Origin of the sequence: Anabaena sp. PCC 7108, assembly GCF_000332135.1 — a bacterium.
GTDB lineage: Bacteria > Cyanobacteriota > Cyanobacteriia > Cyanobacteriales > Nostocaceae > Anabaena.
This window is the reverse complement of record NZ_KB235896.1, coordinates 753,525-774,629: the sequence shown is the minus strand read 5'-3', so window position 1 is coordinate 774,629 and position 21,105 is coordinate 753,525. Positions and strand designations below refer to the sequence as shown.

The following is a 21,105-nucleotide window of genomic DNA, read 5'->3' as shown; positions in this document are numbered from 1 at the left end:
TTTCACCTCTAATTTCCACATCCTAACTCCCATTTTTCCAACAAATTATCTCTTCTACATCAATTTCCTAATGCTAGAGCTTGTTGTCCTGGGGGTGAAGTTGCATAGCCTAGAAATGCTTGCACTCCTACATTAGCAGGGTCTTTATAGACATAATACAGTGGACGCTGGTAGGGATAACTACTTGTATCTGGAGTCAAACCATCAACTACTACGACTCGCACCGTTTGCTGATTTGCCACTTGTGCAAAGGTCGCATAGCCAATACCATCAATTCCCAAAGCTTGAATTAAGGGAGTTGTGGCATCTCGTTGTAGTGTAGTAATGTTAGGCGTAGTCCCAAAATTAGCGCCTTTTAGCACCAATTCTTTAAATGTTTGATGTGTGCCACTAATTACTGGTCGGTTAATGACCCGGATAGTCGCAGGTGAACCACCCACTGCTGACCAATTATTAATTTTTCCCTGAAATATATCTGCAATTTGACTACTGGTTAATCCTTGGTTAAAAGGATTTGCTTTACCAACGATGATAGCGATCGCATCTTGTGTTACAGTAACAGCCTTTAATCCCTGACCTTGCTCTTGTGCTGTCAATGGTCTGGAGGCTGCGGCAATATCAACTCTACCAGCTAAAAGATCCTGAATTCCTCTATCTGTCCCGTTCCCAATTGCTTCTACTGTTGTACCTGGAAACTGTTTCTCAAAACCATTTTTGAGATTTTGGTTAATTGTCACCATACTGGTAGAACCGTCTATTTTTACGGTAGTACCGCTGGCTACTGTTGTTGGTAGCGGGAAAGCTACTGTAGTGGTTATTGTATTACCACCTACAGATGTAGGGGTTGAAGCCGGCTTACGCATGAAAAACCACCAGTAACCACCACCCAAAAGCCCCAAAAACAGCAAGATAAAAACAATAGGAGGTGGTCCGCTTCTCTGACTCATAAATTTCTACTTATTCTGATATTTGTTTGGGTGTAGAATCTTGTAACCTTTGCAAACGACGGGCAACTTCATCGTCTAATGTCATATTTTCAATTTCGGCCTGTAGCTTTTCTGCTGGATTTTCAGATAATTCTGCTAAAGCCTCTGTCTTGAGATTCCGACGTTCAACTGCACCTTTAGCTTTTTCAAAGTCACTTTTAGCCGAACCAATATCAAATTCATTATTGACCTTAGCAATCATAGCCAGGGCTTCATTCACCTCTGACATATCTTTCATATTTTGCATATCGGCTTTGTAGTTTTCTAGCTTCATGCGCTCACGGTTGAGTTTATCTTTAGAAGCCTTTACAGCCATTTCCGCCTGTTTAACCATTTCCTCCAGTTTCGGCAAGATTTGCTCCGTTTGAATGGCCTTACTCATGGACATTCGCGCTGCTTCTTCATTACCACTACGTTGAGCAATCATGGCTTGTTGCTCTAGAGTTTTGGATTCTGTAATTTTTGCCTCATATTTGCGCTTGGCGGTTTTATAAGCACCTTCTTGAGCCGCAACAGCTTGAGCTAGTTTCTGAACGGCTTCTTGCATGGACTGTAGAGATTCTTCAGCAACTGCTACAGCTACTTTACCACCTGACTCTACAGGCATTCCCCATAACCAGTTCCAAGTCCCAACTATAGTTCTTCCTGCCCTTTCACCCATTATCCAGTAGACAGCTTTTTTCATAACCCGAAGTTATTCCAGTAAGGATGGTTATGGTACTATTTTTACTCTAAAATTGACACACATACCAGTTTTATGTCAACTTCTTCAAATTTTATCAGCCAAGCGCATCATAGAGGATTACTCTGCTCAGTCAGATGATTTGTGCCTGGGCTTAGGCATTCCACGGATTTTTTTCCAGACCAGTCTGTGAAGGTGTTGTTATCTTTGTAATGACGAGGGGTTTGTAGCATCAATTTCCATACTTTGCCAGCATTTAACAAATTGAACCGTTCAGGATAATGTGTTTGTAATAATTTTTGTACCATTGGCGCGTAATCTGAATTTATGCCAGGAAAAATGTGATGTTCTGTGTGATAAGAAAAGTTTAAATGTAGTAGATCGAATAGTTTAGGAACTCGAATAGAAAGACTATTAATCAGGACATCATTTACACTTGTCATTGGACATAACATATGATTCGTATAGATATAAAATATCAGAACTGCATAGCCTATCCAAATTGGTAAGAAGTAGCCAAGAAGAAGTTTGATTGGATGGAATTCTAAGTAAGTTAAGATGCTGGCATGGATACCGATGATCATTAACAATTCTAGAGCAATTGCCCGTCGTTCCTTACCACTAACTGTAAAAGCTACTACAGGATATTCAGCTTTACCATTGTTGAATAATAAAACTGAGGTAATATTACGAAATGCGTGAATACCCCAAGCATGACCCATACCTATAAACAATAAAATAGGATTTACTTCAGCCGACGGTACAAAAGCATTCTGAATCCATTTACCCCAAGTTTTAGGTTGGCTGTCTAAATAATTGCGATCTGGATCTTCTAAAGAATTGGTTTTATTGTGATGTTCTCGATTATGTACTGCTTTCCATAAAGTTGGGGGCATCCATAACATTGTAAATCCCAGTAAACTAATTATTTGTCTTAACCAAGGGTTCTTAATTGTGCGGCTATGTAGCAAATCGTGGGTGCTAAAAAGGAGAACAACAACACTATTTGCCATCACCAATGTTAATGGTAAATAGAGCCAGAGCAAATACCAATTCCATTCATCAAGGTAATTTGCAATTCCCCAACCTAGAATCATGATTGCTAGATTAATTAACAGAATCCAGAGTTTATTTTTATCAGGTAAGAATGCTTCTGGTGGTAATAAAGGACGCAGTTTTTTAGCATAATCAGCTTGCGTCATCCAAGTTTTTTGTTCAAGTGTATTCATGAATATTTTGATTTTTGTTTGTAGGGTTATTACACCAGGTTTTGGGTGATTTTAAGGGGTGTAAAGTATATCGTTATCTCGTTTATCTCATTCTCAGTTAGAGACTGGGAATAAGTTCAGGTCGATTCTAGGTTTTGATAAGGGTATCAAGTAGATTCGGATATGTATTCAACTTCTTAAGTATATAATCAGCAATTTTACCTGGTTTATCCCTTGTATTGTCATCACATTCTATACAAATTTGTTTGTGTGGTAAATCTATAAACATATCAGGTTTGATGTTAGAAATCCAAGAATGTTGAGTATCACTATTTACTATGAAAAAACTACTGGAGATAAATTAGGAATTAATTCACCAAACAAATCTTTACACAGCAGCACAGACAACATCAACTCTTTTATGTTGCTAAGTTTAGCTATATAATGATTGATTTAAGTTTGAATTAATTTATGAAATCATCTATGCAGATAAATCAGCCGCATTACGAATGTTTTCTAAATTTAATCCAGGTACAGTCCGTTTAATTAAACCAGTTAATACGTTACCGGGACCAATTTCCACAACTTTTTCAATGCCATTTTCTGGTAATTGTAAAGCAATTTCTCGCCACCGAACTGCACCCGTCATTTGTTGAGAAAGACGCTGTTTTAAAATCTCAGCTTCCACTGCTGGAACTGGGTCTACATTAGATAAAACTGGGACAGTTGCGGATTGAAAAACAACTGATTGTAGAACTTCTTGAAATTCTGTTGCTGCTGCTTTTACTAAATGTGAATGAAATGCTCCCGAAACTTTTAAGGGGATAGCCCGTTTGGCTTTAACTTGAGACATAACAACCTGGACAGCTTCAGGAGTTCCAGAAATTACAACTTGAGCAGGACTGTTATCATTTGCCAAAACTACATCAGGTGTTGCAATAAGGACTTTTTCTAACTCTTCTCGGTCAAAGTTCATTAATGCAGCCATCATGCCACCAGCAGCACTATCCATTAGTTCAGATCGACGCTTTACTAAATGCAATCCCGCTGACCATTCAAAAACACCAGCTACATACAAGGCTATATATTCGCCTAAACTGTGACCAGCAACTAAGTCTGGTTGCTGTCCTTTTTCTCGCAAGATATCAGCAATAATACTTTCAATCACATATAGGCTAGGCTGGGTATAAAGTGTCCGTGATAAAGTGTCAATATCACTTTGACAGATATCTATAACAGACCAGCCCAAAATTGCCTCAGCTTGAATAAATTTTTCTTTGGCAGATGGTAGATTTAACAAGTCTATTCCCATTCCCAATGCTTGAGAACCTTGTCCGGGAAACACCCATGCAGTTTTAGTCATTTGTTATTAGTCAGTGGTCAGTTGTTAGTTGTCGGTTGTCAGTTGTCATTGATTATTAGTATTAATTCTCTACTTTTGACTTTTGACTTTTGACTTGATTTATCTTCCCCATTGAAAAACTGCTGCACCCCAGGTCAGACCTGCTCCAAAGCCGGAGGTAGCAATGATATCATTGGGTTTAATTTTGCCTGCTCGCACTGCTTCATCTAATGCCAGTGGGATAGATGCGGCGGAGGTGTTACCATAGTTGGCGACATTGCTGATGACTTTATGTTCGGGAATCTCTAAGCGTTCAGCAACGGAGTTGATAATCCTTTGATTTGCTTGATGTAATACTAGCCAATCTATATTTTCCACTTTAAGATTAGCTGCAAATAAGGCTTTGTCTATAACTTCTGGGACTTTTTGGACAGCAAAGCGGTAGACTTCTTTACCGTTCATGCTGATAGGTTGATAAGTTCCTTTAGTGACATTTATACCTGGACTCAGTTCTTGGGTAGAACCGTGATAACCGAGGTTGAGATAATGATTTTGAGTACCGTCACTTTTTAGAGAAAATCCTAATAAGCGATCGCTCTTATTAGCCTGTAAGACTACAGCCCCAGCACCATCACCGAACAATACACAAGTCCGCCGATCTTGCCAATCTACCCAACGAGAGAGGATATCTCCCCCTATCAGCAGTACATTTTGATAAACACCTGTTCTAATGTATTGTGCGGCTGTGACTAGTCCAAATACAAAACCAGAACAAGCTGCTGTTAAGTCAAAAGCAACTGCTTTGACAGCACCTATCTGAGCTTGAATCCGGCAAGCACTACCAAATAAATCATCAGGGGTAGAAGTTGCCAGCAAAATTAAATCAATATCCTCTGCATTAATCCCTGCTGCTGCAATAGCCTGTTGACTAGCAGTAGTAGCAAGTGAAGTTAATGAATCAGGCGACAATGCTATCCGCCTTTGACTAATTCCGGTTCTTGTGGTGATCCACTCATCTGAAGTTTCTACCAGTTGAGTTAGTAATTGGTTATCTAAGGTAGTTGCTGGTACTGCCGAGCCACTGCCTGTAATTGCGACACCGTTGAATATTGGCACTCTTAATTTCTCCAGCTATCAGTATTTTTGTCAATTGTCAGTTGTCATTTATCAGTTTTAGTTCTTACCAGTATAAATGACTAATGACAAATGACTTCTAGCTAATCGCTCTCACTCTGTAGGATTTGATATTGGGACTGTAATCTTTGCAGTACCTGATTGTCTACAGCTTCTTTGGCCATGCGAATAGCACTAAAAATTGAAGGCGCTTGGGAACTGCCATGACCGATAAAACAAATTCCATCTACACCTAAAAGTAAAGCACCTCCATGTTCGGCGTGATCCATGCGCTGTTTAACGCGCTTAAGGTTGGGTTTTAAAATTGCCGTACCAATTTGACCATGTAAACCTTGGGGTAGTTCTTCCCGCAGAATTTGCAGAATTACTCCGCCCACGGCTTCGGCAAATTTTAGTAAAATATTACCTACAAAGCCATCGCAGACAATCACATCAAATTCACCAGATAGGACATCTCGTCCTTCCGCATTGCCAGTAAAATTAATTTGGGTATTTTCCCTTAATAGCTGGTGAGCGCGGAGAGCTACTTCATTACCTTTAGTATCTTCTTCGCCAATATTCAATAAACCTATTTTGGGTTCAGGTGTTCCCAAAACATATTGACTATAAATCGATCCCATGACGGCAAACTGTTCTAAAAACTTAGGACGGCAGTCTACATTAGCGCCGACATCAAGTATCATCACTGGTTTGCCTGCGACGATTGTGGGAAATACTGTCCCAATAGCGGGGCGATCAATTCCTGGTAATCGTCCTAAGCGGAGCAACGCTGATGCCATTGCGGCTCCAGAGTGACCCGCAGAAAATACTGCATCTGCTTGCTGTTTTTTGACTAAATCCATCGCTACATTGATGGAAGCCTTCCGTTTGCGTCTTACAGCGGTGATCGGTTCCTCATCCATAGCGATCGCTTCCTCAGCCGGAACAATCTCTAAACCCGCCATATTTGTTTTTGGCGGCATTGCAGCCTCAATTTGCTGTGGATCACCCACCAATAATATTTTGACACCTAATTCTTCCCGCGCTCGCAGTGCGCCAGAGACGATTTCAGCGGGTGCATGATCTCCCCCCATTGCGTCAATTGCGATCCTTACACCAGTCGATCCCATTGCTCCTAGCTCAAAGAAACCTTACAAATTTTATCAGATTGCAATACTTAACAAGTAAAAACTATAAAAAAAGCATCAGAAAACTATATTTCTTCTTTCTCGCATTTAAGCGAATAACGTAGACGTATATATGTCGAGACTCGATTATAGGGCAAAGTCTATATTAATATTTGATTTGCCCTATAAACCTAGACAATTACTTAATTTTGTCTATCTAACCAATTAACCAAATCAGATATATTGGAAAAGTCTAAAAACTCTTCTCCTAATATTTCTAATTGTTCAGTGGATAATAGGCGCATTTTTTCAATTATTGGTAAAGCTATTTCACCAAAGCGCCGATTTAATTGACGATTCAGGAAACGAAAAGCTTCTTTTTGTTCTCCTATCTTTTCTCCCTTCTGTTCACCCTTTTGCAAAATATCCTGATAAATTACAGATTCTTGCATAATATCCTCACTCAATAATTGACGAATTAGATTTTTCTCGAAGTTATTTACATTTAATTCGGTGACAATTTCTGTAAGGATAGAGTTTAAGGAGTTAGATAGTTTAATATTTTTCCAGATAACTGCATCAAAGGTTATGGTGTGAGTATCAATGAAGTGTCTAACAAAGGAGGTTTTACCAATACCTGCAATTCCTAAGATGGATATTAAGCGAGTTCTGGGGTTTTCTATCCATTTTGATAGGGTTGCTAGTTCGTTGGTGCGTCCGTATAAATGGGTGATTTTTGGGGATTGTTTGAGGTTTATATAGGTTGTTATTTGTTTAATTTTATCTTCTTTATTAACTTCTGTTTTTTGAGTATCTTTATTGTTAGGACACCAATTAACATGATTTTTTATTCCTATTCCAATAAGCTGTGGATTAAATGAATTACCTATTCTTTCTATAGACCAACAAAAATTAGATTTAGTTACATCTTCACCTAATTCTTTAGACAAGATTTTATATAATTCACGACTTACATTTCCAACATGATTTTCGCTTTCATAACCAAATTCATCAGCGATTTTACTATAAGTATCACCTTCCCAAATGCCTTTAACAGCACTTCTCTGTAAGTCGGTTAGGTGGTTTCCCGTGTGTTTAAAGACTAGCTCATCCACTACTTGTAACACTTCTGTAACAGTTATCATAACTAGGTGTAGTAACGCTTGTAGCTATTTTAGCCTAGTCTGGGGTTAGAAAATCAAGGGGTTTTGAGGGTTTAGATTAATATTTTTTTACAAAATTGGGTAGGAAATAAAGGATTTTTATCTGTAATGGTTCAAACAAGATGATTTAGACTGCTTAACATCAAACAAGACAAATCAAAAATTGCCGACTATAGCTGATTAATTCGCAAGCAAATAAATTTTAAGGGTAAAATAATTAATTATGCTTGAGAAGATTCTCACTTTTGTTACTCCAGGTCCAATGACTGAGAACTTTAGGTTTAATGTCAGAGTTCTTTATAGCTGGATCAGTTTGGGGTTGGTTATAGATGTAATTGTAGCTATCATAGCTTTAAGTTCAGGATCATCTTTTGATGTTCAAGTATTAATTGCAGTTCCAATAGTAGTTTGTATCTTTGGTTTAGTTGGTTTAGGATTAGATTCTCTTCGCGGACGTAATGATAAACACCCTGGTTGGTATTGGTGGTTATTTCCCATTATAACTTATCTTGTGATGGGTTTCTGGTTAGGTTTCACAATTTTTGGTATGAGTCTAGCAATGGCAGGAATTAGACTACCGAAACCTCGAAGTGATGGCAAGCCTCGATTTTCCCAAATAGATCCTCAAAAGTTTCGTGAAGAAATTCAACAATCAAAGCTTAAAGATGTTTTAGAAGAATTTAAAGAAGAAATACAAAAATTAGAACAATTAGAACAACAAAATAAGTTAGATTCTGAACAGGCAAAAGTTGTTCGCAAACTTCGTAGTTTTGATCCTTCAGAATACGATAAAAAGTTTCGAGATTTATTTAAAAAAGATGAATCAGAAGAATTTATTTTATTACTACTAATGATGCTAGGAGTGGATGTAAATTAATGTCTGCTGATCGTTATTTTGATCATTTACGTATTCCTAAAGATTCGCCATTAACTGAGTATCTAGGAATTTCTCCAGGTGAATACTCTGGAAAATATGATAGCAAAGAAGGAAAATTATTTTTAAAAAAGAAAGGTGGGCAAGATAAAGACAAAATTTTATCAGGTTCAGTATCTCTTCATGAATTACTCATGATTCTATCAATGGCTAAGGGTGATAGAGGAGACAAATTTACAAAAGAAGAGCAAGAAATAGTTCAAAAAATTAAACGTTCAAGCAATTTCTCTGGTACTTTGGAAAAGCCACATCATCATATTATTCCAATAGATGTTTGTAGGCGCAGTAAATTGGTTACTCAGGCAATAAAATTTGGAGTGTTTGATGCAAATTCTGATCGAAATAAAAGACCCTTAAAAGTGACTTTTCACAGTGGTTCACATCCAAAATATTCAAATATTGTAGAAACAATGATTGAAAAAGAATGGAGTTATTTAGTCAGGGCTGATATGCAAGAAGTTCCTGATGTAGTTGAGGACAGATTAACAGTTGTGATTGATTATCTAAATAAGATGATAGATGATATGATAGCATCTGGAATTTGTTCAATAAATAATGTATGGGATTTATAAAATAACTCTAGTAAGTAGAAGTATACACCTATATTTTGGGTAGGGGTTTAGCATTGCTAAACCCCTACATTATAGTTTTATAAAAAATCTACTCCTTAACCCCAACTACAATTTTATTAACTCAACTACAAAAATTCAATATTATTGTACATATATTCAGGTTCTAAACATTCCCAAACTAAAACTAAATCACTAATAACTTTTCCAATTGACTGACGTTTTTGGCGAGCATAAATAATACCACAATGTTCAATCCCTGTGGCAGCTAAACTAAGAAAATCATCATCAAAGGTAAAAATGACTCGTTTTTGAGAAACAGCAAAAGCTAATTGTTGTTCATCAGATTCACCAATTAACCCTTCTTCTGGAGAATTGGTGACATCCACTCCTCTCATTCTCAAACCGTTAGCTATTGCATTACCAACATTTTCATCAAGGTGAAACTTAATCTTGTTTGACATTTTCACCCTTTAATATTTTTTCAACTAAAGATGGTTTATTACCTTGTAATTGTTTAGCAAAGTTTTCTCCCTCCTCAATGTGCTGTCTTATTTCTTCCCTGTGATCATGATAATAAGCCAAAGCTGCATAAACATCTGCGAGAGAAATACTAGGATATTGATAAACAATTTCATCCGGTGACATTCCCATCCTTTCATGCCAGATGACAATATCTTGAACCTTGATCCGATGTCCAGCAATGCGTGGTTTTCCTCCACATACTCCCGGAGTAATAACTATGTGTTCTTTGCTAACAGATAGAGTATTCATAAACTGTGATTTTCATGATTTGGTAAAATCATCTTATATTTTATCAGATAAAAATTAATATATTCGGTTACATTAACAGAAATTACCTGAACTAAAAAAAGGCTCTACCTTGGATATCACCCAAAGCAGAACCTTAATTCATTCCCATACAGAGTATGGGAACGAGAAATAATTAAATTAACTCAAAACCCAACTAACCAAAGTTCTGACACCAAAACCAGTCGCCCCAGCACCGTTGTAACCATTTTCCTTATCAGCCCAAACTGGACCGGCGATATCTAAATGCGCCCAAGGAGTATCTTTAACAAACTGCTTTAGGAACAAAGCCGCAGTAATCGAACCACCATAACGCGGTCCGGTATTTTTCATATCGGCAATACCAGATTTTAACCCGTCAAAATATTTGTCTTCCATTGGCATTCGCCAAATTTTCTCACCTGCTGCTTCTGAGGCTGTTTGTAGTTGGGAAGCGACAGCATCATCAGGTGTAAATAAACCGGCGATATCGTCACCCAAAGCCACCACACAAGCACCTGTGAGAGTTGCTAAATCAACGATCGCATCTACTCCCAATTTATCGGCATATACCAAGGCATCAGCCAAGGTTAAACGCCCTTCAGCATCGGTGTTGTTAACTTCGATTGTTTTGCCATTTGAGGCGGTTAAGATGTCTCCAGGGTGCATAGCACGACCGCTAATCATGTTTTCGGTGACAGCGGAAATAAAGTGAACTTCCACATCTGGCTTTAGTTGTCCAATAGCTTTAGCTGCACCTAATGTCGCCGCTGCACCACCCATGTCAATTTTCATGGTTTCGATACCGCTACCAGCACCTTTAATATTCAATCCACCGGAGTCGAAAGTTAAACCTTTACCGATAATTGCCAGTTTACGTCTGGGTGTGGTGGCTGGTTTGTAGATGAGGTGAATAAATTTTGGTGGTAAATCAGAAGCTTGGGCGACTCCTAAAAATGCACCCATACCTAATTTTTCACATTCGGCTTGTTCCAGGATTTCTAGTTGCAAACCGTATTCGTTAGCGATCGCTTGGGCAGTTTCTGCCATAGTGATAGGTGTAACGGCGTTAGCTGGGGCTGCTACTAACTGCCTAGCCAAAATTACCCCAGAAACAATTTGATTAGCGCGGGTAATGGCTGCTTCTTGTCCAGTTAATCCTAGTAAATCGATTGTTTCGATATTGGGACTTTTATCTTCTGGCTCAGATTTAAAGCGTGTATCTTGGTAAAGTGCCAGTTGTGCGCCTTCGGCTATAGCTTGAGCCGTTGCGGCAGGATCGTTGTTAAATACTGGTAGACTGATTCCTAGAGTTTTGGTTTTTTGCTTTTTGGCGGTTCGCGCTACAGTAGCCGCAACACGGCGGAAAGTCTCTAGTTTCAGCCCGTCTGGTTTACCTAAACCGACCAAAATCAATTTCCGCACATTGTTTCCAGCACCTACCCGCGTAAAAATGGTGCTATTGACTTTACCAGTAAATTCTTCTTCAGCAATTATTTCTTGTAAAATGCCCGCGAATTTCTCATCTAAAGCTGCTAACTCACCAGTTAATTCTACTGCGTCTTCAAATAAGGCGATCGCTAAAGTATCACCACTCCAGTCTAATAAAGCCTTATCACTAAGTTGAATCGTCATTTTTGTAATGTTCTGTAAACCATCCTTCTTGTACCAGTATTGCTCAAAATTTCAAAATCATGGCGAAGGCTTTGGTAACTAGGAACTAGGAACTGGATATTAAAAAAACTGGGTTTATACTCAGCACTTATACATTAGCAACGGCTAATAAGTGTAGAAAGTTACATAATTTTGGGAACTTGTCACCATGACTTAAGTCATATAGGAAATAGGAATTAAGTAACCTATTTAATCAACCAAGTTACAAAAGGATATCAATGTCACACAAGTCTTCCTTCGCTTCTTTTTGCAAAGATGTTTTAACAGTTACAAGCCTCTCTGTCGTAGCTGTGATGTCTATTCCCTCTGACGTTTTCTCTTTAACAACGGAAATAGCCAATTTACAACAAGATAAAACTTTGGAGAAATCTGGTTTAGATACCAAATTGACAAATAAGTCAAGTGGAGAAGAATTAAATTTTCTGATTGCTAAAAAAGATAAAGATGACCATCATGATCATAAAGATGACCATCATGATCATAAAGATAACGATGATCGATCATCAAAACACTATAAAGTCAAAGATTGGGATTGCTTCTTCAACTTAGGAAGATTAGTCAATCCCAATCAAAAAGCCTTAGTTATACATTTAGAGATTGTAGAGAAGCCAGCTACTAAATACGCAAATGTAGTCTATACAGTCTACACTCGTAAAAACAATCGTTGGATACTAGTTTATAACACTACCGGCTCGAAAAAGATTGAAAAGAAAGGCAAAAAATACTTCGTAAGCCCAGAGGTAATCGAATTTAGAAAACTGCGTGCAGGTAATGATAACTTCGAGAAATCAGAAGTAAAAATTGTTACCGAAATTCGCTATGATTCCAAAAAACAACGTGAAGAAAAATTAGTCTTTGAAGATGTTTGGAATTATAGTTACATTAGGGAAGTAAGTAGTGTCCGTCAGCTAACCGTTGAGAGAACGGTCACAAGAACTAATAGGTAATCTTGTCTTATAGCATTTCCTACTCTAATGAAGTACAAAATTATCTGCGGTTATCTGCGTTTAATTATTAATGCTTGTATCTCACTAGAATGGGAATTGCTATATCGAAATCAAAACTAAAATTTCTCACATAAATTCGCTATAGCAACGGACAGGGCGGTTAGGACACAAACTGATTATAAAACCTAGACACCAAAAGACTCTTCAGACTGTCACCTGTCACCTGTCACCTGCTATACAATTCCAGCCCTAAGCGTGATGAAAAATTAGTAAATTTCAGAGGGAACAGGAAGCAACTCTTAACAGAAAAAACTCATGTTTAAAAACATGAGATTGAAATAATGACACTGTTTTTTTCGTGTCACTCTCCTTGTAAAAACATCCTTTTTTTGACTGAGCTTTAAACTCTTAAACTTTAGTTTTTTATTTGTTCACTGTTCACTGTTAAGAGTTCCCTGTTAAGAGTTCCCTTCTTTTGTAAGTGTAGAGAAATTCCCTGGAACGTCTCTACATTTACATTTGTACGGATTTAGCAATGCTAAACCAATACTGAACACTGAACGCTACTGTATAACTAAGGATACAAACCCCTGTCAGTCAAAGCTTGTGCGACTCTACCTACACCTAAAGTATAAGCAGCTAATCGCAGATTAACCTGCCTTGCTTTCGACTGTTCAATCACCTTACGGTAAGCCTGTACCATTAAATATTCCATTTCTCGGTTCACTCTTTCTTCATCCCAGAACAGGTAAGAAAGCCCCTGTACCCATTCCAAATAACTCACCACTACACCCCCAGCATTAGCTAAAATATCCGGTAACACCGTTACACCACGGGCTTCTAGGACTTGGTTAGCTTCCAATGTCACAGGTCCATTAGCAGCTTCAGCAATAAACTGCGCTTGTATTTGATAAACATTTTCCTCAGTGATTTGATTTTCCAAAGCTGCGGGAATCAAGACATCACAAGGTAAAGTCAGTAAATCTGCATTACTAATTGGTGTAGCTTGGGGGAAACCGACAACACTTCTGCGGTTTTCAGCAGCGTAGGCTTTCAAAGCCGGAATATCAAGACCAACTTCCGAAAATACACCTCCAGCACCACTGGAAACAGCAATAATTTTTGCTCCGGCTGCGTGTAATAATTCAGCCGCAGCTCCGCCCACATTACCGAATCCCTGAATCGCAACTCGCACACCTTCAAGGGATTTACCTTGATCTGCTAGTGCTTCACGGATAATAATCATTACACCCCTTCCCGTAGCCATTTCCCTTCCCAGAGAACCACCAACAGAAAGCGGCTTACCAGTCACCACACCTGGTACAGAATGACCAACATTAACAGAATAAGTATCCATCATCCAGGCCATTTCACGGGCAGAAGTACCCATATCTGGCGCGGGTATATCTACGGAAGGACCAATATCTTTAATTAACTCACTAATATAACGGCGGCTAATGCGTTCTAATTCCCCCACACTGTACTGTTTAGGATCTATAGGAATTCCACCCTTAGCACCACCATAGGGAATACCCAACAACGCACATTTCCAGGTCATTAACATTGCTAAAGCTGAAACTTCCCGCAGTGTTACAGCCTGATGGTATCGAATTCCACCTTTATATGGGCCTAAAATATCAGAATGTTGGACTCGATGTCCAGCGAGAACTCGCACTTCGCCATTATCCATTTTTACCGGAATGGAAACTGTCACAACTTTTCGGGGATGGCTAAGTATTTCTACTAAACCAGGATCAAGTTTTAATTCTTTCGCAGCCCATTCTAAATAACTACAAGCTTGGTCAAATGGGCAAATATGTGCTGGAGAGTGATTTTCCCAGACTGGACGCGACGTTGTCACCATATCATTTACTCCTCATCACGCTATGTTCGTGAACCGGATTTATATGATTAGCTTACCCTCTTTTTTTAAGAAGATGTCAATTTTGTAGTTTTTATTACAGTTTTATTAGCGTTCTGATGCATAAATTTAAATCAACATTTAATATCAAGTCCGCCTAATCACTTATCAAAAAAAATTCTCCGCGTCCCCGCGTCCCCGCGTCTCAGTATCCCCGCGTCCCCGCGTCAGCCTCAATCATCCCCTTATTCAGCAACGCCAGTTTTACCCTGTAATAAATTTGGAGATGACTAATAAATATCTCGGTCAAGAATTAAGTCCTAGGTATATAGCAATTGCCATGCAAGTGAGGTACAAGAAGAAAGAATTAACCGCAGATGGACGTAGATAAACACAGATAAGTTTGTACCTCATTAGATTAGGAAATACTATAAATAGATAAAAAATAAAATAGTGTTTTTACAAATGTATTACTAATATAATTATATTTTTTTATTTATAGGGCAGGAATTTTTAAAGTTTTAGGAATTTTATCATTCTCAAAGAGAATTTTGAGGAATTTATCTAAAGATTGAGAAAATCTTTCTTTGCTCCATACCGCAGTTGATCGGGCGTAGTATATGGGATGGTGAAGAGGCATAAATACAACTTTAGGATGAGGCAATGCACTTGCCTCTCGTGGCATTACTGCTACCCCTTGCCCTGATGCAACAAGAGCAATCATAGAAGCATGACTATCAGCAAACAGATGGATATTCGGTATGAAACCAGCTTGATAACAAGTATCACGAATACGATTATTCCGTCCTGGAAACGTTTTTTCAGACATCCCAATAAATTTTTCAGATGCAAGTTCCATTAAATTAATTGAAGAACGAGATGCTAATAAATGGGTATCTGGTATGAGAGCATCAATTACAACTTCCTTAACGCATTTAACTATAAACTCTGGTTCTAAATCATCCGGTGGATTACCCATAAAAGCAATATCAATCGTCCTATTCCGCAACGCCTTCACTTGGTCACTAGGGGGCATCTCCTGAAAACGTACAACAATGTCAGGATAGGCAGATCCAAAACAATGTAAGGCTTCACCTAAAAAACTCTGCAAGATAGTTGGAATATAGCCAACCACTAAAGGCTCATTTGTATTTGTGTAATTATTCTTGATGGTTTGAATAGCAATATTACTGCGATTCAAAATATCTCTGGCTTGTTCCAAAAAAAATTTTCCAGCGTCAGTGAGTTTCAACCCATCCGATTGTCGGATAAAGAGGATAACAGTCAGTTCATCTTCAAGATTTTTTATTTGACGGCTTAAGGCAGGTTGTGAAATATACAATTGCGTAGCAGCACGACTAAAATTGAGGTTTTCCGCAACAGCCACGAAATATTTAAGATGGCGTAATTCCATGAATTCTGTGGGGTATGCCTAAAAGTTATAACTGCCATGATTATAAGGCATTAGACTTTACTTATGTATTTTATTATGCTGAATTATTAGAAATATCATCTGTTGAATATCAATAACTCAACGATGGAAATTAACAATAGGATTACTAAGCTCCATTGAGAAATAAATAACTCTTATAAATAAAAGAAACAATGGCAACTCCAAGACAAACCTTAGACGAATTACGACAAGTCTTTACCAAAATTGCCGGAGAAGACAAACAAGTTGATCAGAAAGAATTTAAAAAAGCTTTAGGACTAAAAGACGAATATTTTGCTGATAGGCTTTTTGCTATATTCGATATTGATAGCAGTGGCACTATTAAAATAGAAGAATTTTTGACAACTGTAGAAAACCTGGTTTTTGCCACTACAGAAGATAAACTAAAATTTGCTTATCAATTACATGATATCAACGGAGATGATTCCATTGAAAAATCAGAAATTGCTCATTTAATTACTGCCAGCCTTAATGAAAATAATCTCAGTTTCAAACCAGAACAAATTAACGATTTAGTCGATATATTGTTTCTAGAAGCTGACACCGATAACAGCGGGGCAATTTCTTTTGCAGAATTTAAAAGTTTAATAGGGAAATTTCCTGATTTAATTGAAGCAATGACAGTTAGCCCTGTTAGCTGGCTCAGACCTCACAAGCAAAACTCTCAAACAGTAACTACTTTAGAAAACAAGCGGACAAAAAAAGACCACATCAAGCATTATATTCAAAACAATTGGGTCAAAATAGCTTTCTTGTCCCTCTATGTTGCTGTTAATATATTTCTTTTCTTCGGGGCAGTTGATCGATATGCAGATTTAGGCAAAAATGTATATGTTCAAATTGCCAGAGGTTGTGGTGCAACACTTAACTTCAATGGGGCGCTAATTCTCATCCCCATGCTACGGCATTTTATGACTTGGCTTCGCAAAAGTAGCCTTAACGACTATTTACCCATAGATGAAAGCATCGAATTTCATAAATTAATAGGTCAAGTCATGTTTGCCTTGGCAATTGTGCATACGTCCGCACATTTTCTCAATTACACCACCTTACCTGCGCCCTTTCTCCAAAGTTTATTGGGGACGAAAGCTGGTTTATCAGGATTTTTACTCCTGATAGTTTTCACCATTATGTGGGTAACAGCGCAAGCACCTATCCGACAAGGAGGGAAATTTGCGCTTTTTTATATAGCTCATCTGGGTTATGGTTTGTGGTTTATTCTGGCATTAATTCATGGGCCAGTATTTTGGCAGTGGGTGTTATTCCCTGTGTTGGGATTTGTGATTGAATTAGTGATCCGTTGGCGGGCTACAAAAGACGCAACATTTGTAGTTAATGCCTCCTTACTGCCTTCTAAAGTGTTAGGTTTAGAAGTGCAACGTCCAGCCTCTTTCAAATATCAACCAGGGGATTATTTATTTATAAAATGTCCCAGTATTTCTAACTTTGAATGGCATCCATTTACAATTAGTAGCGCCCCGGAAAGACCAGATGTCTTATCTTTACATATCCGCGCAGCAGGAAGTTGGACTGGTAAGTTATATCAACTTTTTCGAGAGCAAAGAGAAGAATGGATACGTTCAGATAGTAGTCAACCTGAGCAGGGAGTTCCGGTTTATTTAGATGGACCTTATGGAACACCAAGTACACATATTTTTGAATCTAAATATGCGGTGTTAATCGGTGCTGGTATTGGTGTAACTCCCTTTGCTTCGATTCTGAAAAGTATTTTGTATCGTAATCAACATAATTCTTCTAACATCAATTTGAAGAAAGTCCATTTTTTCTGGCTCAATCGAGAACAAAAAGCCTTTGAATGGTTTGTAGAATTATTATCACAAATCGAAATCGAAGACACTAACAAACTCTTTGATATCAACTTATACCTTACAGGCGCACAGCAAAAGTCAGACATGAAGTCTAGCACTCTATTTGTGGCGATGGATTTGTTACATTCTCGGACAAAGGTAGATTTGATTACAGGTTTAAAAAGCCGGACAAAAACCGGTCGTCCAGATTGGGATGAAATTTTCCGTGACTTAGCAAAACAACACGCACCCCATAAAATCGATGTATTTTTCTGTGGACCGCCTGGACTATCGACACAGTTGAAGAGTCTTTGCACAAAATACGGATTTGGCTATAGAAAAGAAAACTTCTAGCCACTATTCTTCAGTACAATCATAACAACAAAAATCGGGCTTTTTGAGATAAAAGACTATGACACTCACCGAACGGTTTAAAAAGTTCACAATCTTACATTCAAATGATATGCATGGCGACTTTTTAGCAGAGGCTACAGGTCTTGAAGAGGGTCATGTTATTGGTGGTATGTCCCTACTTTCTGGATATATCAATCAGGTGCGTCGGGACGAGAAAAACGTGCTGTTTGTTATTGCTGGTGATATGCTCCAAGGCTCGACGATTGATTCGGAATACCAAGGGATTTCCACCATAGAAATTATGAATTACCTGGCTCCTGATGTCGTTACCTTGGGAAACCACGAATTAGATTATGGGTTGCCTCACTTATTATTCCTGGAAAAGATGGCAAATTTTCCCATAGTTAATGCCAATTTATACATTAAAAAGTATAACCGCCGCTTGATGAATCCATACATTATCCTCAATGTTGATGGATTCGATATTATGTTCATCGGAATTGTCACAGAAGAAGCTCTGAGAACATTAAAACGTGATAGGAATATTGGCACTTTTATTAATTTAGAAGATGCGGCATCAGAAATTGGTAAGATTTGCAACGCCTACAAAAATGATGATATTGACTTAACCGTTATCCTCACCCACATAGGTTTTGAAGAGGATAAAAAACTGGCAGCAATGCTAGATCCAGAATGGGGTGTGGATATGATTATCGGCGGACATTCCCATACATTTTTAGAACAACCAGCCGAAGTTAATAATATTCTGATTGCCCAAGCCGGAGTAGGGACAGACCAGATCGGACGTTTTGATATTGTAGTTGATGACGATACGAATAGCATCGTTGAATGGAAATGGCAACTGCTTCCAGTTGATAATAATCTGGCTCTGCCTGATCTCGAAATCGAAAAGCTGATTGCTTCGTTCAAAGAAGATGTAGACCGCAAGTATAATCGCTTGATTGGAAGATTAGCCCATAAAATGACCCATCCCAAGCGTGAACAAGAAACTGAATTGGGAAACTTAATCGCTGATATTTTTGCTCAACTTGATAGTTTAGATGTGGTTTTTGTTGCCAGTGGTTCAATCCGAGGACAAGAATTAGGACCGCCAGTAACTTTGAGTGATCTGAAAACCGTTTTCCCTTATCAAGATACTCTTCATAAATTTCGAGTGACTGGGGTTCACTTAACCCAGATATTTGCCCATATTATGAGACCGGAAAACCGCATAGAGGGTCAAAGTGAGTATTTTCTTTCAGGTCAACCAAGGCATTAAAGCAGTTTATAATGATGCCCTGCATAGCCTGGAATCCTTAAGCATTAAGGAACAAGCTGTACAAGACAATCAACATTACACTATTTGTATGGATGGCTATCGTTACCAAAATTCGGCTCAGAATTTAGGCATTACCCATGCAGAATTAACAAAATTAGCCGACCCCAAAGTAATTGCCACTAATTATCAGGATGTCTTGGAAGAATACTTGAGCCATCATCAAAATCTTAACAGTCATATCGAAGGACGATTAGTTTACAAATAGAGATGTTTTTTAATTGTTGGCTTTGTCTATCCATGATTTACATGACCTTGAAATCAATTAATTGGAGGATTAATTAAGATGATATCTCTTCAAAATCAAACTATACCAGTAATAATAGACACGGACGGAGGTGTTGATGATGCCTTGGCTCTGATTATGGCCTTAAATTCACCGCAATTAGACTTGAAAGCCGTCACTGTTGTGGCTGGCAATATTAATGTTGATCAGGCGGCGAATAATGTCTTGCGTGTAGTCAGTATTGTTGAACCCGATACATTCCCTATAGTTGCCAAAGGTTGTGAAAAGCCTCTGATCAAACCAACCTTTAATGCCGCAGGAATTCATGGGGCTGATGGTTTGGGTGAACTTGATCGCTTTCAGGAAGCTGATGGTACACCCCGCTATCCTCAACTGACTATAAAGCCATCGGAAGAGAAGGCGATTGATGTACTGCTGAAGGCAGCCCAAGAGTACGGCGAGAGTTTGACCATTGTTGCATTAGGACCGCTCACGAATCTGGCAACAGCGATTCAAAAAGATAGTGCAACCATGCAAAAAGTAGGGACAATTGTCATCATGGGTGGGGCTGTGACTGTACCCGGAAATATTACAGCCGCTGCTGAATTTAACTTTTTTGTCGATCCTGATGCGGCTCAAATTGTGATGGAGTCGGGAATTCCTCTCACTTTAGTGGGTTTAGATGTGGCGATGAAAGCCCCCTTGTCTCGTCAAATTGTTGAAGATAATTTACAGCGTCGTCCGACAAAAGTTTCTCAGTTTATTGCCGACTGCACCGAAATTTATATGGCTTTTTATCGTGATCATGAAGGCTTTTATGGCTGTTATTTACACGATCCTTTGGCAATGGCGGTGGCAATTGATCCGAGTTTAGTAACTACAGAATCGCTATATATGATGGTTGAAACTCAAGGAAGATTTACGACAGGAATGTCACTAGCAGATCGACGCGATCGCCGCGATGAAAAAACGAATCCACCTAATGTAGATGCTTGTTTGGATGTGGATAGGGAACGGTTTATGCAGCTATTTGATCAACTTGTTTGACAAGTTGATCAAATAGCTGCAACACTGGTGAAGCAGCAGCAGAGCAAATTTTATGTTCTGATCTGAATATTTTCCCTACTGCGGCATAAGCAGTTGCAATACGAAAAGAGATAAAAATGAAATTAGATAAGTTTGTTCTGGCTCAAAATATGGCTTTCCTAGTATCTATTCCCCCGGAAAGCAATCTCGGTAAATTACTGGCTTTTTGCTTGAGTACAAAGGTGAGGGAAAATACGACAGGCACAAAAATATTGGAGATGACTTATGAGCTAATGGAAAATCCATCTAAATTACCTTATTGGACTCAAGACATTATGGGACAGGATTTAGATTACACTACTGAAGAGTGGAAAGCACTAGGAGAAATGGGTATTAAGGATGCTAATGATTTTATGTCTATTCTCTGGCAAGAATTAGAAAGTTTGAATTTGTAATTGCTTTTTGCAAAAGCACAGAAATTTTCAGGTTACAGGGCTTTCATGAACA

Annotated in this window: 21 protein-coding genes; 9 read left to right on the top strand and 12 right to left on the bottom strand. The window is 38.4% G+C overall.

Going from position 1 to position 21,105, the window contains the following annotated elements:
* Positions 1 to 59 precede the first annotated feature (59 nt).
* The 3 genes from ANA7108_RS0104250 to ANA7108_RS0104240 form a co-directional block, all read right to left on the bottom strand.
* Positions 60 to 947, bottom strand: coding sequence for a phosphate ABC transporter substrate-binding protein (locus ANA7108_RS0104250; protein WP_016949526.1), 888 nt, complete (start codon positions 945 to 947; stop codon positions 60 to 62).
* Between the two features lie 10 nt (positions 948 to 957).
* Entirely contained in the window at positions 958 to 1,671 is a 714-nt protein-coding gene (locus tag ANA7108_RS0104245) for a PspA/IM30 family protein (RefSeq protein WP_016949525.1), read from the bottom strand.
* Positions 1,672 to 1,778: 107 nt separating this feature from the next.
* Positions 1,779 to 2,897 carry a fatty acid desaturase gene (locus ANA7108_RS0104240; RefSeq protein ID WP_016949524.1) on the bottom strand — a complete coding sequence of 373 codons (1,119 nt, stop codon included), beginning with the start codon at positions 2,895 to 2,897 and terminating at the stop codon, positions 1,779 to 1,781.
* Positions 2,898 to 3,192: 295 nt separating this feature from the next.
* Between ANA7108_RS0104240 and ANA7108_RS31155 the strand changes: the two genes are divergently transcribed.
* Positions 3,193 to 3,321, top strand: a complete 129-nt coding sequence (locus ANA7108_RS31155) for a hypothetical protein (RefSeq protein WP_016949523.1) — start codon at positions 3,193 to 3,195, stop codon at positions 3,319 to 3,321.
* Positions 3,322 to 3,357: 36 nt separating this feature from the next.
* Here ANA7108_RS31155 and fabD read toward each other — a convergent pair whose 3' ends face one another.
* From fabD to ANA7108_RS30800, 4 genes are all read right to left on the bottom strand, one after another.
* Positions 3,358 to 4,239, bottom strand: a complete 882-nt coding sequence (gene fabD, locus ANA7108_RS0104230; protein ID WP_016949522.1) for an ACP S-malonyltransferase — start codon at positions 4,237 to 4,239, stop codon at positions 3,358 to 3,360.
* A gap of 99 nt (positions 4,240 to 4,338) precedes the next feature.
* Complete coding sequence (locus tag ANA7108_RS0104225) at positions 4,339 to 5,334, bottom strand: beta-ketoacyl-ACP synthase 3 (RefSeq protein WP_016949521.1); 996 nt, start codon at positions 5,332 to 5,334, stop codon at positions 4,339 to 4,341.
* A gap of 101 nt (positions 5,335 to 5,435) precedes the next feature.
* Positions 5,436 to 6,461, bottom strand: a complete 1,026-nt coding sequence (gene plsX / locus ANA7108_RS0104220) for a phosphate acyltransferase PlsX (protein ID WP_016949520.1) — start codon at positions 6,459 to 6,461, stop codon at positions 5,436 to 5,438.
* A 200-nt stretch (positions 6,462 to 6,661) separates the two neighbouring features.
* On the bottom strand, positions 6,662 to 7,603 hold the full coding sequence (locus tag ANA7108_RS30800) for a DUF4351 domain-containing protein (protein WP_016949519.1): 942 nt from the start codon (positions 7,601 to 7,603) through the stop codon (positions 6,662 to 6,664).
* Positions 7,604 to 7,883: 280 nt separating this feature from the next.
* Between ANA7108_RS30800 and ANA7108_RS0104210 the strand changes: the two genes are divergently transcribed.
* Together ANA7108_RS0104210 and ANA7108_RS0104205 are read left to right on the top strand one after the other, a co-directional pair.
* Positions 7,884 to 8,498 carry a hypothetical protein gene (locus tag ANA7108_RS0104210; RefSeq protein ID WP_144052349.1) on the top strand — a complete coding sequence of 205 codons (615 nt, stop codon included), beginning with the start codon at positions 7,884 to 7,886 and terminating at the stop codon, positions 8,496 to 8,498.
* A complete protein-coding gene (locus ANA7108_RS0104205; protein WP_016949517.1) occupies positions 8,498 to 9,127 on the top strand; it encodes an AHH domain-containing protein in 630 nt (209 codons plus the stop codon). The genes ANA7108_RS0104210 and ANA7108_RS0104205 overlap by 1 nt, the downstream gene beginning before the upstream one ends.
* 125 nt (positions 9,128 to 9,252) lie before the next feature.
* On the opposite strand, the gene ANA7108_RS0104200 is transcribed toward ANA7108_RS0104205, so the two are convergent.
* From ANA7108_RS0104200 to ANA7108_RS0104190, 3 genes are all read right to left on the bottom strand, one after another.
* Positions 9,253 to 9,588, bottom strand: a complete 336-nt coding sequence (locus tag ANA7108_RS0104200; protein ID WP_016949516.1) for a DUF5615 family PIN-like protein — start codon at positions 9,586 to 9,588, stop codon at positions 9,253 to 9,255.
* Complete coding sequence (locus tag ANA7108_RS0104195) at positions 9,572 to 9,898, bottom strand: DUF433 domain-containing protein (RefSeq protein WP_016949515.1); 327 nt, start codon at positions 9,896 to 9,898, stop codon at positions 9,572 to 9,574. Before ANA7108_RS0104195 ends, ANA7108_RS0104200 begins: the two co-directional genes overlap by 17 nt.
* Positions 9,899 to 10,075: 177 nt before the next feature.
* Positions 10,076 to 11,548, bottom strand: coding sequence for a leucyl aminopeptidase (locus ANA7108_RS0104190; RefSeq protein WP_016949514.1), 1,473 nt, complete (start codon positions 11,546 to 11,548; stop codon positions 10,076 to 10,078).
* A 257-nt stretch (positions 11,549 to 11,805) separates the two neighbouring features.
* Between ANA7108_RS0104190 and ANA7108_RS0104185 the strand changes: the two genes are divergently transcribed.
* Complete coding sequence (locus ANA7108_RS0104185; protein WP_144052348.1) at positions 11,806 to 12,534, top strand: hypothetical protein; 729 nt, start codon at positions 11,806 to 11,808, stop codon at positions 12,532 to 12,534.
* Between the two features lie 574 nt (positions 12,535 to 13,108).
* Here ANA7108_RS0104185 and ANA7108_RS0104180 read toward each other — a convergent pair.
* Positions 13,109 to 14,398, bottom strand: a complete 1,290-nt coding sequence (locus tag ANA7108_RS0104180; RefSeq protein ID WP_016949512.1) for a Glu/Leu/Phe/Val dehydrogenase — start codon at positions 14,396 to 14,398, stop codon at positions 13,109 to 13,111.
* Positions 14,399 to 14,891: 493 nt separating this feature from the next.
* Positions 14,892 to 15,809 (bottom strand): LysR substrate-binding domain-containing protein, encoded by a 918-nt coding sequence (locus ANA7108_RS26755; RefSeq protein WP_016949511.1) that lies wholly within the window; start codon positions 15,807 to 15,809, stop codon positions 14,892 to 14,894.
* A gap of 191 nt (positions 15,810 to 16,000) precedes the next feature.
* Here ANA7108_RS26755 and ANA7108_RS0104170 point away from each other — a divergent pair, with 191 nt between their 5' ends.
* The 5 genes from ANA7108_RS0104170 (at position 16,001) to ANA7108_RS0104155 (ending at position 21,053) form a co-directional block, all read left to right on the top strand.
* Positions 16,001 to 18,010: an EF-hand domain-containing protein gene (locus ANA7108_RS0104170; protein WP_016949510.1), complete on the top strand. Its 2,010-nt coding sequence runs from the start codon at positions 16,001 to 16,003 to the stop codon at positions 18,008 to 18,010.
* Positions 18,011 to 18,068: 58 nt separating this feature from the next.
* A complete protein-coding gene (locus tag ANA7108_RS26750; RefSeq protein WP_237741478.1) occupies positions 18,069 to 19,289 on the top strand; it encodes a bifunctional UDP-sugar hydrolase/5'-nucleotidase in 1,221 nt (406 codons plus the stop codon).
* Positions 19,255 to 19,554 (top strand): hypothetical protein, encoded by a 300-nt coding sequence (locus ANA7108_RS30795; RefSeq protein ID WP_237741477.1) that lies wholly within the window; start codon positions 19,255 to 19,257, stop codon positions 19,552 to 19,554. Before ANA7108_RS26750 ends, ANA7108_RS30795 begins: the two co-directional genes overlap by 35 nt.
* 78 nt (positions 19,555 to 19,632) lie before the next feature.
* Positions 19,633 to 20,619, top strand: coding sequence for a nucleoside hydrolase (locus ANA7108_RS0104160; protein WP_016949509.1), 987 nt, complete (start codon positions 19,633 to 19,635; stop codon positions 20,617 to 20,619).
* Between the two features lie 116 nt (positions 20,620 to 20,735).
* Positions 20,736 to 21,053, top strand: a complete 318-nt coding sequence (locus ANA7108_RS0104155; RefSeq protein WP_016949508.1) for a hypothetical protein — start codon at positions 20,736 to 20,738, stop codon at positions 21,051 to 21,053.
* Positions 21,054 to 21,105: the final 52 nt, after the last annotated feature.